This window comes from Pseudoalteromonas arctica A 37-1-2 (assembly GCF_000238395.3).
Taxonomy (GTDB): Bacteria; Pseudomonadota; Gammaproteobacteria; order Enterobacterales; family Alteromonadaceae; genus Pseudoalteromonas; species Pseudoalteromonas arctica.
The window spans coordinates 89679-102293 of the sequence record NZ_CP011025.1 but is presented as its reverse complement, the minus strand read 5'-3'; the positions used below and the strand labels follow the sequence as shown (position 1 = coordinate 102293).

10 protein-coding genes are annotated in these 12615 nt (G+C 38.7%); all 10 read left to right on the top strand.

Translation table 11 applies throughout. From position 1 onward, the window contains the following. Positions 1-64 precede the first annotated feature (64 nt). The 10 genes from tatA (at position 65) to mdoH (ending at position 12344) form a co-directional block, all read left to right on the top strand. Entirely contained in the window at positions 65-313 is a 249-nt protein-coding gene (tatA, locus tag PARC_RS00480; RefSeq protein WP_007579853.1) for a Sec-independent protein translocase subunit TatA, read from the top strand. A gap of 5 nt (positions 314-318) precedes the next feature. Next, entirely contained in the window at positions 319-651 is a 333-nt protein-coding gene (gene tatB, locus PARC_RS00475) for a Sec-independent protein translocase protein TatB (protein WP_010554869.1), read from the top strand. A gap of 48 nt (positions 652-699) precedes the next feature. Next, positions 700-1440 (top strand): twin-arginine translocase subunit TatC, encoded by a 741-nt coding sequence (gene tatC / locus PARC_RS00470; RefSeq protein ID WP_010554868.1) that lies wholly within the window; start codon positions 700-702, stop codon positions 1438-1440. Position 1441: 1 nt separating this feature from the next. Further along, positions 1442-1960, top strand: a complete 519-nt coding sequence (locus PARC_RS00465) for a hypothetical protein (protein WP_010554867.1) — start codon at positions 1442-1444, stop codon at positions 1958-1960. Further along, positions 1960-2745, top strand: coding sequence for a TatD family hydrolase (locus tag PARC_RS00460; RefSeq protein WP_010554866.1), 786 nt, complete (start codon positions 1960-1962; stop codon positions 2743-2745). Before PARC_RS00465 ends, PARC_RS00460 begins: the two co-directional genes overlap by 1 nt. Further along, positions 2745-4592, top strand: a complete 1848-nt coding sequence (locus PARC_RS00455; RefSeq protein WP_010554865.1) for a sensor domain-containing diguanylate cyclase — start codon at positions 2745-2747, stop codon at positions 4590-4592. Before PARC_RS00460 ends, PARC_RS00455 begins: the two co-directional genes overlap by 1 nt. A gap of 12 nt (positions 4593-4604) precedes the next feature. Further along, positions 4605-5615 carry a porphobilinogen synthase gene (gene hemB, locus PARC_RS00450; RefSeq protein WP_010554864.1) on the top strand — a complete coding sequence of 337 codons (1011 nt, stop codon included), beginning with the start codon at positions 4605-4607 and terminating at the stop codon, positions 5613-5615. Positions 5616-5737: 122 nt separating this feature from the next. Next, complete coding sequence (locus tag PARC_RS00445; protein ID WP_010554863.1) at positions 5738-8467, top strand: ExeM/NucH family extracellular endonuclease; 2730 nt, start codon at positions 5738-5740, stop codon at positions 8465-8467. Positions 8468-8791: 324 nt separating this feature from the next. Then, positions 8792-10411, top strand: coding sequence for an OpgD/OpgG family glucan biosynthesis protein (locus PARC_RS00440; RefSeq protein ID WP_010554862.1), 1620 nt, complete (start codon positions 8792-8794; stop codon positions 10409-10411). After that, positions 10383-12344 carry a glucans biosynthesis glucosyltransferase MdoH gene (gene mdoH, locus PARC_RS00435; RefSeq protein ID WP_010554861.1) on the top strand — a complete coding sequence of 654 codons (1962 nt, stop codon included), beginning with the start codon at positions 10383-10385 and terminating at the stop codon, positions 12342-12344. The genes PARC_RS00440 and mdoH overlap by 29 nt, the downstream gene beginning before the upstream one ends. Positions 12345-12615 lie beyond the last annotated feature (271 nt).

Sequence of the window (12615 nt, the reverse complement as noted above, 5' to 3'; positions counted from 1 at the left end):
GCTATTGGGCGTATAATTAGTATTTAAAATATACATTTAACCATTTTATATATTGGAGAAAACCATGGGTTTTGGTGGTATTAGTATTTGGCAATTATTAATTGTTTTAGCGATCATAGTTTTACTTTTCGGCACAAAAAAACTACGCGGTATGGGTGGTGATATTGGAGGCGCTGTTAAAGGCTTCAAAAAAGCAATGTCGGACGACACAGCGAGTGAGCAAGAAAAATCAGAGCAAATTCAACAATCAGAAAAAAGCACCGTTGACGACTCAACCAATACTGAAAAAAACAAAGATAGCAATAAGGTTTAATTAGTATGGGGATGTGGGAACTTGTTGTTGTTTTTATTGTTGGCTTAGTGGTGCTCGGCCCTGAGCGCTTACCTGTTGCTATTAGAACAGTGAGTAAATGGGTTAAAACCGCTAAATCACTTGCCAACTCGGTAAAAGCCGAAGTAAGTGAAGAACTGCGTATTCATGAACTTCACGAAAACCTTAAAAAAGCAGAACAACAAGAACTAAAAGACTTAAGCCCTGAGCTACAAAGTTCATTAACGGAGCTACAAAAAGCGGCTGAGTCAGTTACTCACAGCTACAAAAAAACACAACCTGATACATCAAATAACCAACAACTTGATGAAAAAAAGTGAAATTTATCTCTCACTTTGTGGTCAACTCACTACATGGTATAAAAAATAATGGCTGAGGAAGTAAAATCGGGGTTTGTATCTCATTTAATTGAGTTACGTGATCGACTGATAAAAGCGCTATTGAGCATTTTATTATTTTTTATCGCGCTGTTTTATTTTAAAGATAATATTTACGAACTTATAGCTGCACCATTAGTGGTTCATTTACCTAATGGCGCGACCATGATAGCTATAAATGTGAGTGACCCTTTTATAGTCCCTATGATGCTTACTTTTTTTGTTGCGGCTTTATTATCTACTCCATGGATACTTCATCAAATTTGGGGGTTTATAGCTCCTGGCTTGTACCAAAATGAAAAAAAAATGCTAATACCTATACTAATCTCAAGCGTTGTCTTGTTTTATGGGGGTATCGCTTTTTGCTACTTTGCAGTACTACCAATTATATTAGGTTTTTTTACAAGTACAGGTCCCGAAATGATGACTCTAGCACCCGATATCGCTAGCTATTTAGGATTCGTATTAAAACTATTTTTTGCATTCGGTGTCGCTTTCGAAATTCCAGTGGCAATAATGCTGCTATGCTGGAGTGGCGCAACAACAACAAAAAGCTTAAAAGAAAAACGCCCTTATATTGTCGTGGGTGTTTTTGTAGTAGCGATGTTTTTGACACCGCCCGACGTGTTATCACAAACATTATTAGCATTTCCGATGCTACTTTTGTTTGAATTAGGTCTAATTTTAGCAAAGTTTTATACCGCTAAACCACAAAAAGAATCTGAGGAATAAAATGAAAAAACAACTACTCTCACTATTGGTTTTATTAAGCGCACCGACTTTTGCTGCGCAAACAGAGTTTAATACTCAAGCGTTACAGGCATGTAGCTTTATTGAAAACGATTTTAACCGCTTACTTTGTTACGACAATACCATTGCAGGTAAATCACTGGTTAAGCCATCAGTAACAAAAATGCTCACACCACCAACGACTAACAATGTACCTCAAACAGCAGCTACAACAGCAGTGCAAGCAATTGAAAAAACTGACGATTTTGGTTTAGAACATAAAAAAGAAGAACAAGTAGAAAAAGAAACTGAAATCAAAGCTATGGTTACTTCAGTTGATGAGGCTGCTTATGGTGAATTAATTATTTCGCTAGATAACGGTCAACAATGGCGTCAAATTGGCTCTGACAGCATGCGCTTAAAAGAAGACGATACAATTGTAATTAGCCGCGGTGCATTCAGCTCTTTCCTATTGAAGAAAGACGGTAAAAACCGCTCTATTCGCGTTAAACGCACTAAATAATGTCATATACGTTAGTTGATGCTGGAGTTAACTTAACTAATCATCAATTTGATGACCAGCATCATGATGTAATTACCCGCGCAAGCGAAGCGGGTGTTACAGACATGCTTATTATAGGCTGCGATATTGAAAGCAGTCAGCAATCACTTGAACTTGCGATAAAACACCTTCAATACTCTACGGCGGGTGTCCACCCGCATGATGCAAAATCAGCGACTAGTGAACTCGAAGCACAACTAACCGCCCTTGCAAATAATAAGCAAGTTATTGCCATTGGTGAGTGCGGCCTTGATTATAACCGTGACTTTTCACCTCGCGATGTACAACGTGATGTTTTTAGACGCCAGTTAGTACTTGCTCAAAAGTTAGATTTACCTGTTTACTTACATGAACGTGATGCAAGTGACGACATGCTAAGTATTCTAAAAGAATTTAATATTCGCGGTGTACTTCACTGCTTTACAGGTAATTCACCAGCTCTAAAACACTATTTAGATTTAGGTCTTTATATTGGTATAACGGGTTGGGTGTGTGATGAAAGACGTGGTAAAGAGCTACAACAGCTAGTGCCTAGTATTCCTCTAGATCGATTATTAATAGAAACTGATGCTCCATTTTTAATTCCACGAACAGTTAAGCCAAAACCTAAATCACGTAAAAATGAACCTGCACTGCTTCCTTATATCTGTCAAACGGTTGCACAACTTTATCAAATAGATGAAGAAGTTGTGGCCCGTAAAACTACAGAAAACTTTCACCGTGTTTTTGGTTTAGAAGATCGTTAATGGCCTATGCAAAGGCATTTTTAAGCCTATTAGTATTCCTTTGCACTTTTTGCTCTTTCGCAAACCCGGTAATAATAAAACACGATTTCAACTCCCAAAACATCAATAACCTGTATTACTCTTTTGAACCGACTTCGCTATTAGATGCACAACAAAGTAGACAGTGGCAAAAAAACACAGACAAACCTCTTAACCTAGGTCTTGAGCAGCGTTCTGTATGGATGAAATTTAAAATAAAAAACACGCTTAGTTATAATACCGAACAACTGTTGTCACTAAACAACCCTCTGCTAAACGACGTTCAAGTATATCAGTTACATAACTCGCAATTAATTTCTCACACCCAAATTGGCGATGCATACCCCCTTGATAAACGTGCGATTAAGAGTGAATCTTTATTAGTTAAACTAATTAGCCCTGCAAATAGCGAAACGATTATTATTATGAGAGTGACGAATAGCTCAGGCTTGCGAGTCCCTTTAACACTATGGCAACCAGAAGCTTATTTAGCACATAAAAGTAAACTTAATCTACTCTATGGCTTATTGATTGGTTTTATATTTTCCTTAGGTGTGAGTTGCTTAGTTTTATATGGTTTTTCACGTAAACATTATTTTGTGTATGCTGGTGTTATAGCTCTCACATTAGGCAGTGTATTAGCCTATTTTTGTGGTTTTGGTCTTAGGTATATACATCCTAATTTACCCGCGTTACAGCAAGTTATGCTCCCTATATTACTCATGTTTATTACTTTAATGTTTTTGCCTTTGCAAAAGCAAATTTGCCATCCACAGCCATCATTTTTACTTACCGTTCAAAAAGTAGTAGTTAACGCTTTAGCCATTTCGTTATTATTTATTTGGTTACTCCCAAGCCATATAGTTACATTATTTTGTTTAATCGCGACCCAAATCGCTTTAGTCTTATATATAACAACTACATTTATGTGCATACGTATAACTCCTTCTAAACCGAATAAAGCACTATTGCTCGTATTGGTTTTTTTCTTGGTTGTGATGCTTTATTTTACTATTGCTGTAATGGGGCTATACGCATTTAGCAGGAGTACACTCGCATTTGTGTTTACATGCTTTTTTAGTTGCACATTTTGTCTATGTTACAGCGTTATGAAATTATTTATTTTACAGCGTGATGAAGAAGTAATTGCTCAACAAACCTTGATTGCTGAAAATGCAGCTCAAGATAGGCTACTCAAAGAGCGTTTACAGTTACAAGAAAAAGCACGCCAAGAGCTAGAATCACAAGTAGACGAACGCACCTTTGAATTGCAAGTTACGCTCAGAGAGCTTGAAGAGAAAAACCAGTCCCTTGAGCTACTTAATACCGAAGATGCTTTAACCGGAATAAAAAACAGACGCTTTTTTGATAAAAAACTCGTAATGGAGCTTCGCCGCTCTCGTCGAGAACAAACACCGCTTAGCATTGTTATGTTAGATATAGACCGATTTAAAGCCATTAACGATACGTACGGGCATATCATTGGCGACCAAGTTATTAAAGCGGTATCTGACCTTATAAAAGATCATTTAAAGCGCCCACTAGATGAAGTTGCCCGTTACGGCGGTGAAGAATTTGTGGTGTTATTACCTAATACCCCCAATGAAGGTGCACAAGATATAGCAGAAAAAATACGAGCTGCTATCTCAGCAAGCACTGTAACGGTTGCCAATAGCGATATCCAATTTACAATTAGCGCAGGTATATACACCTGTATTGCTGATGACGTTAGCAATCCTCAAATATTTACTGAGTGCGCCGACAAAGCGCTTTATTACGCAAAGCAACATGGCCGTAATCAAGTAATCACTTTTCCATTACCACAGTAGGAGCATATTAATATGGCCCAATCAGGATTAGACCTTTTTCCGTATACTCGCATGCGCAGAATGCGCCGCAGCGATTTTTCTCGCCGCTTAATGGCCGAAAACCAACTTAGCGTAAGCGATTTAATTTACCCTGTATTTGTACTAGAAGGTAAAAATCGTCGCGAAGCAATTGAATCAATGCCTGGTATTGAACGTCTATCGATAGATTTACTATTACTTGAGGCAAAAGAACTTGTTGAGCTTGGCGTACCTGCCGTTGCTATTTTTCCGGTAACCCCTGCGGACAAAAAATCACTATTTGCCGAAGAAGCATATAACGATGATGGCTTAGCGCAACGTACCGTAAGAGCTTTAAAAGAAGCCTTTCCTGAGTTAGGTGTAATTACTGACGTAGCACTTGATCCATTTACTACGCATGGGCAAGACGGCATCATTGATGATTCAGGCTATGTTATTAACGATGTCACTACAGAGATTTTAGTTAAACAAGCACTCTCTCATGCACAGGCAGGTGCCGACATTGTTGCCCCTTCTGATATGATGGATGGTCGTATTGCTGCAATTCGTGAAGCACTTGAAGCAGATGGCTTTGTTCATACTCGTATTATGGCCTACTCTGCTAAATATGCGTCTAGCTACTATGGACCTTTTAGAGATGCTGTAGGCTCTGCTGGTAACTTAAAAGGCGCCGATAAAAAAACCTATCAAATGGATCCAGCTAACTCTGATGAAGCAATACGTGAAGTCGCATTAGACTTACAAGAGGGTGCTGATATGGTCATGGTTAAGCCTGGCATGCCTTATCTAGATATTGTACGCCGTGTAAAAGACGAATTTGGTGTACCTACTTTTGCTTATCAGGTAAGCGGTGAGTATGCAATGCACAAGGCGGCAATTGATAATGGTTGGTTAAGTGAGGAAGCGACTATAATGGAGTCTTTACTTGCATTTAAGCGTGCTGGGGCTGATGGAATTTTAACCTACTTTGCAAAGCAAGCCGCACAATACCTCGCTAAAAAGTAAATTTTATAACAAGGCGGTCAAACCGCCTTTTTACATGCATTTACACTTTTGTATTATTTTAGTCACATTTATTCTCTAAACTAGTGTCCCATTCTGGGATTTAATACACGGGGATAATAAAAATGTTTAAAACAAAAATAACACCACTCGCACTTGTTATAGCAAGTCTTAGCGCACCAGCATCCGCTGATCTAATCATTTCTGAATATGTTGAAGGAAGCAGTAATAATAAAGCGATTGAACTTTATAATAACTCCTCGTCGGAACTAACCCTTGATCAATACTCATTAAATTTATATGCAAATGGCAAAACTACAATTCAATCAACTCTTGATTTGTCTGGTACTTTAGCAGCTAACAGTACCTTTGTTATTGTTAATTCAAGTTCAAATGATGCACTAAAAGAAAAAGCCGATTTAGAACATAGTGTTGCTAACTTTAACGGTGATGATGCGTTAGTCCTAATGCAAGGTAGTTCCGTAGTAGATAGCTTTGGACAGCGCGGTGTAGATCCCGGTTCTTTTTGGTCTGAAGGCGCAGTACAAACACAAGATAAAACACTTCGTCGTAAAGACAGCATTACCGTAGGGAGAACAACACCAGATGCAGTATTTAACCCAAGCGAAGAATGGGTGCAGTTTGAAAAAGATGATTTTGATGGATTAGGTTCGCACGCAGGTAATGGTGGAACAACACCTGAACCAGATCCTGAGCCAGAACCACTTGTTCCACTTGTTTGTGGCGCAGAGAAAGTACTAATTAACGCTATACAAGGCGATAGTTCTGCAAGCCCGCTTGTCGATACTTTAGTAGAGTTTGAAGGTATTGTAACCGCAGACTTCCAAGATGATGATCAATTAAAAGGCTTTTTTGTTAGCTCACTTGCTGCTGACATAGATGCAAATCCACTCACCTCTGAAGGTGTATTTGTTTATTTTGCAGATATTGACGTAAACGTAGGCGACCATGTACGTGTACAAGGTACTGTAGAAGAATATTTTGATGCAACACAGATCGGCAGTGTTAGCCAAGTTGCCGTATGTGGCACTGGTTTAGCTGCAGCAGCTACAAAAATCACTTTACCTTTAGCTGATACAACTGATTTAGAAGCTTTTGAAGGTATGTTAGTTACATTAGAGCAACCATTAGTAGTGACTAATAACTTTGGCCTTGGTCGATATGGTGAAGTTGAATTAGCAACAGAACGCTTATATCAAGGTACTCAGGTTGCATTACCTGGAGATGCAGCTAATGCAGTTGAAACAGAAAATCTACTTAAAAAGATTTTACTAGATGATGGCTCTACAGTACAAAACTTAGACCCTACAGCCTACCCAACTCCAGGCTTATCAGCAGAAAATACATTACGCACTGGCGATACAGTTAATACGGTTACGGGGGCACTTGCTTATAGCTTTAGCCTTTACAGAATCCACCCAACTGTAGCACCTTCGTTTATTGCAACAAATGCACGTGAAAATGCGCCTGAACTTAATGCTGAAGCAGATTTACGTGTAGCTAGCTTTAACGTACTTAATTACTTTAATGGTGATGGCCAAGGCGGAGGGTTCCCTACAGCCCGAGGTGCAGATTCAGAAGCTGAATTTACTCGCCAAGAAGCTAAAATTGTAAGTGCCATTAGCGCTATCCAGGCCGATGTTGTTGGTTTAATGGAAATTGAAAATGATGGTTTTGGCGAATTTAGTGCAATTGCAAGCTTAGTAGATGCATTAAATGACGCTGATAGTGCTAACAACTATGCATTTGTTGATTTTAAGGTAGATCAAATTGGTACCGATGCAATTACTACCGCACTTATCTATCGTGCTAACAAAGTAGAAGAAGTAGGTGCTGCTGCTATTACGACTGAGGCTCCATTTGATTTTAGTAACCGTGCTCCAATTGCACAAAGCTTTAAATCATTAGAAACTGATGAAGTATTTACTGTTGCTGTGTCACACCTTAAATCTAAAAGCTGTGGTAGTGCTTCTGGAAACAATGCAGATTCAGGTGATGGACAAGGCTGTTGGAATGAAATACGCACAGAAGGTGCTAATGCATTCGCAGATTGGCTTGATAGCAAACCAACTGGTGTTGACGATGAGGATACTATTTTAGTCGGCGATATGAATGCTTACGCAATGGAAGATCCAATACGTGCATTTGCAGACAAAGGATATAAAAATGTAGTTGCAAAACTTGATGGCAATACACTTGGTTACTCTTATAGCTTCTCTGGTCGTGCAGGTAGCCTTGACCATGCTGTAGCAAGTGCATCGTTACTTAGCAAAGTAGTATCAGCTAAAGATTGGCATATCAATGCTGATGAACCAATTTCGCTTGATTACAACGTTGAATTTAAAAGTGATGCTCAACAATCTAGCCTGTATTCTGAAAGTGCATACCGCGCATCAGATCACGATCCTGTAATTATTGATATTAAATCTGAGGTAATTTTAACTCCTGAGGAACAAACACCAATAATTGCTGCTGACCAAGTTTTTGCAATTGATGAAAATAGCGCAATTGACACAATTATCGGCGCGCTTGAATTCAGTGATCCGAATGCGGATGTATCGCCAGTGGTTGAATTTATAGTGTCGGGTAGTGAGATAATTACAGTTAATGAACAAGGTCAACTTATTGTAACCGGTGAACTTGATTTTGACACTGAAGGTACAATTGCACTATCAGTGCAAGCGAAAGATAGCGTAGACAACGTATCTGAATCGGTAACGGTTACAATTAACGTCACTGAAGCGAGCTCTGATGATGACGATTCAGGTTCATTATTATGGTTATCACTTCTTTTAGCACCACTATCAATAGTGCGTAGATTCAAAAAGAAATAACTAAGTTAAATCTAAATATTTAAAAGCCGCTCTTGCGGCTTTTTTATTTTATACAAATGTAATTCAGACAAGCTTCATTAAACCCCACGTACTATGTTCATACGATCCGTAAATCTTCTAGTAATTAATCAGTAACAACTACATACATTTGAGTGAATTTTACACAAAAAACCTCAATGAGTTACATGTGATAAGTTTACCTATTGAAAAATATAAACTTTTAAAGGGTTCACTTCTTGCTTTAGTAATCTAGAAGATACTTACAAAGAAATCAATATTTACCCTAAACGTAAAAATAAGTCGTGTTTTTATAAAGGAATGAGAATGAAACAACTAACCCAAAATCTGCCTAAATGGCAAAAGAAGTCAGCACCACTACTGGGTCTACTTATTATTTTTTCGACTTGGGGCAATAGCAACCAAGCGATTGCTGCAACCGTTGATGTAGCAATCCCACAAAGTAGCTTATTTGACGTAATTAGCGCCCGTGCTAAAAAGTTAGCAAGCGAAGAATACGTGGCGCCTAAAAACATTGAGCTTGAAGCACTTAACAATATTGATTATCAAGATTACCGTTCAATTCGATTTAAAAAAGACAAAGCAGTATGGAAAGATGAAGGCCTGTACGAGCTGCAATTATTCCATCCTGGTTTTTTATATAAAACACCTGTGACAATAAATACCGTTGATAGCGACTCTAAACGCAGTCGCTTACCTTTCAGTACTGACTTTTACCAATACGATGGCTCTGCTGCACCACTACAAGAAGAAATAGCTAAAAGTGTTGCGGATACTCAACTAGGCCATGCTGGATTTCGCTTACATTACCCGTTAAATACTAACGAGTATAAAGACGAAGTAATGGTATTTCAGGGAGCATCGTATTTTAGAGTTGTTGGCCCTCAGCAAGTTTATGGATTATCAGCTAGAGGCCTTGCCATTGATACTGCAGAAAATTCAGGTGAAGAATTTCCAATGTTCAAAGAATTTTGGTTAGTTAAACCAAAGGCCGACCAAACACAAATTACCATTTTTGCATTATTAGATAGCCCATCTATATCGGGTGCATACAAGTTTAGTGTTGACCCTACAACTAATATGCTAGTTGATGTTGATATGCAGATATTTGCACGTAAAGACATTAAAAAGCTCGGCGTAGCTCCATTAACGAGTATGTTTTACCACGGTGAAAACAGTACCAAATTTTTTGATGACTATCGCCCTGAAGTTCATGACTCAGATGGCCTATTAACTCAATCAGCTGATGATAAATGGGTATGGCGCCCTCTTAACAACCCTTCACAGCTAAGTGTAACTTCGTTTTCATACAATAATCCAAAAGGTTTTGGGTTAGCTCAACGAGATCGAGATTTTAATAACTATCTGGACACAGAAGCACATTACCACAACCGCCCTAGTCTATGGATTGAACCACAAGGTGAATGGGGAAATGGCCGTGTAGAGCTTGTAGAGATACCTACTGACACAGAAACTAACGACAATATCGTCAGTTACTGGGTACCAGAAAAACCAATGAAAGCCGGTGATTCGTTAAAGCTAAGCTACAAAATGACGACCTTTAATGCAGCTTTAACTCAGCACGAGAAAGCGAGAGTACTGCGCACAAGGATCGGTAGCGCCGCTTTACCAGGTGAGGACAATCCACCACCAAAAAGCCATCGCCAATTTACTGTTGATTTTACTGGGTCAGAAATAAATCAACTCTCTGAACAGTTAAAGCTAGATGCCGACATTCAACTTACAACAGGCGAAGTAACCGACGTGAATGTACAAAAACTGCCTGATTCACGAGGATGGCGTGTAGCCTTTAAAATTGCACCACAGGACGATCAACCCGTTGATATGCGTTTATCGTTAAAATTACGTGACAAAGAAATTAGCGAGGTATGGAGTTATGTTTGGTACCCAAATGACATCAAGTAATAAAGGTAAGGGCACTTCAATGCCATTCAAAACATTAAGAGTTTGGCTATTTGCTATTGCAGCGCTTGGCACATCTGGCTACGGCATATCTATTATGTTTGAGATTTTAAGCTCAAACGGTATGACATTACTTGAGTATGCTCTTTTAGTATTATTCTCAATCACTTTTGCCTGGATTGTAACGGCATTTTGTAGTGGAACAATCGGCTTTGTATTACAGCTATTACGAATTGACCCACTTACGCTAAAGCGTATTAAACCAATTGAGTTTAATAGTGAGGCAATTAACGCCCAAAAAACCGCCGTTGTAATGCCTATTTACAACGAAGACACCCACCGTGTTATCGCGGGCTTTGAAGTTAGTCTGCAATCGTTAAAAGAAACAGGTCAACTTGCAAACTTCGATTTTTATCTATTAAGCGACACGCAAGACCCAGAAATAGCTAAAAACGAGCTAAGTGCATGGCATGCATTGTGTGAACGTTTAGGTGATACGGCTAAAAACGTTTTTTATCGTCGTCGCGAAGATAACAAACACCGTAAAGTAGGTAACCTAACCGACTTTTGTGAGCGCTGGGGCAGCCAGTACGACCATATGATTGTGCTTGATGCAGATAGCGTAATGACCGGGAAATGTATGTTAGAGCTTACTACAAGTATGCTCAACAACCCACAAGCAGGCCTGATCCAAACTATTCCGATCCCTGTTCGTCAAGATACCTTTTTTGGCCGCTTTTTACAGTTTGCGTCAGTGCTATATAGCCCAATGCTCGCTACTGGCTCAGCTTTTTGGCAAACTGATAAAGCCAACTACTGGGGTCATAATGCAATCATTAGAGTTGAAGCATTTATAACGTGCTGTGGCTTGCCAACACTAAAAGGTAATGCACCTTTTGGCGGCGAAATTTTAAGTCATGACTTTGTAGAAGCTTCACTACTTCACAGTGCTGGTTGGGATGTATTGTTGCTATCAGATATTGAAGGTAGCTATGAAGAAGTACCAAGTAACATTCTAGACTACGCTGTACGCGATAGACGCTGGGTGCAAGGTAATATTCAGCACTTAGGTTTACTATCGTCATCCAAATTAAAATTAATGAGTAAGCTACACTTTTTACTCGGTGCCACAGCCTATATTTCATCACTAATTTGGCTCTCAATGCTAGCGCTAAGTACTATTGATGCAGTAACGCGCGCATTAAATAGTGATGTGTACTTTAACCGTGTTTATCAATTATTCCCTACATGGCAAATAGCTAAAACCGATCTGATTGATTCACTCTTGTATTTAACTATTGTTATTTTATTAATGCCTAAACTAATGGGCATAATAGTCACCTTAATACATAGAAACAAACGCTTTGGTGGTTCAATTAAGCTCATACTAGGCTCAATCATTGAAACCGTATTTGCTATTATTGTTGCCCCATTAATGATGGTATTTCATGCTTACTTTGTACTTTGTGTGTTTTTAGGTAAAAAAGTGAAGTGGGATGCGCAACCGCGCGAAGGTCGTATGGTTCCGTGGAAAGAGGCGTTTGGTTATACGTTATTCTCAACTATTGTGGCTATTGCATGGGGTTGTACGGCTTACTACTTCACACCAGTATTCTTTTGGTGGTTATCACCTATATTGCTGGGCTTAGTATTAGGCGCTCCGATTATCCGTTATACCAGTAGCATTAAACTCGGTGTACAACTAAGAAAGTTAGGTATATTTATTTGCCCTAGTGAAGTTGATAACGACTCAACTCTAGAAGCACTTAAAATACATCTAAAAGAAATTTCGGTACCAAAGGAAGGTGCTTATCCACAAACAATACCGGCACTACCACAAGAGCAGTTGGTAACAATGCCTATCCAGTCTTTTAAGAAGCCACGCAGGCTAAAGATGAAAGCGCTAAAAGCTAAGGCTATAAAAAAGTTTAATTAGCGCGTTATAAAATACAAAAACAAAAAAGGAGCGATTAATCGCTCCTTTTTGCTATCTAAATTAAAGATCAAGCATTGCATTTATCGCTAATATTTTCAATTTTGTTAGCTAACTTATTGCAGTACATTTTAGAAATAGCTGATTGCGTTTCATCATCAAGTTGCCAGTTATAAAAATGGAACGTTTTACCATTATCTAACTCCACCTTAAAAATGGTGAAAAGAAAAAACGAACTAAATGATACGCAACTAATTTCCTCGCTATTGATATA

What these genes read in the sequence shown, in the direction of transcription:
- tatB (WP_010554869.1), top strand. Translation starts at nt 319, where the DNA reads ATGGGGATGTGGGAACTTGTTGTTGTTTTTATTGTTGGCTTAGTGGTG.
- PARC_RS00465 (WP_010554867.1), top strand. Translation starts at nt 1,442, where the DNA reads ATGAAAAAACAACTACTCTCACTATTGGTTTTATTAAGCGCACCGACT.
- PARC_RS00445 (WP_010554863.1), top strand. Translation starts at nt 5,738, where the DNA reads ATGTTTAAAACAAAAATAACACCACTCGCACTTGTTATAGCAAGTCTT.
- mdoH (WP_010554861.1), top strand. Translation starts at nt 10,383, where the DNA reads ATGTTTGGTACCCAAATGACATCAAGTAATAAAGGTAAGGGCACTTCA.
- PARC_RS00460 (WP_010554866.1), top strand. Translation starts at nt 1,960, where the DNA reads ATGTCATATACGTTAGTTGATGCTGGAGTTAACTTAACTAATCATCAA.
- PARC_RS00440 (WP_010554862.1), top strand. Translation starts at nt 8,792, where the DNA reads ATGAAACAACTAACCCAAAATCTGCCTAAATGGCAAAAGAAGTCAGCA.
- tatA (WP_007579853.1), top strand. Translation starts at nt 65, where the DNA reads ATGGGTTTTGGTGGTATTAGTATTTGGCAATTATTAATTGTTTTAGCG.
- PARC_RS00455 (WP_010554865.1), top strand. Translation starts at nt 2,745, where the DNA reads ATGGCCTATGCAAAGGCATTTTTAAGCCTATTAGTATTCCTTTGCACT.
- tatC (WP_010554868.1), top strand. Translation starts at nt 700, where the DNA reads ATGGCTGAGGAAGTAAAATCGGGGTTTGTATCTCATTTAATTGAGTTA.
- hemB (WP_010554864.1), top strand. Translation starts at nt 4,605, where the DNA reads ATGGCCCAATCAGGATTAGACCTTTTTCCGTATACTCGCATGCGCAGA.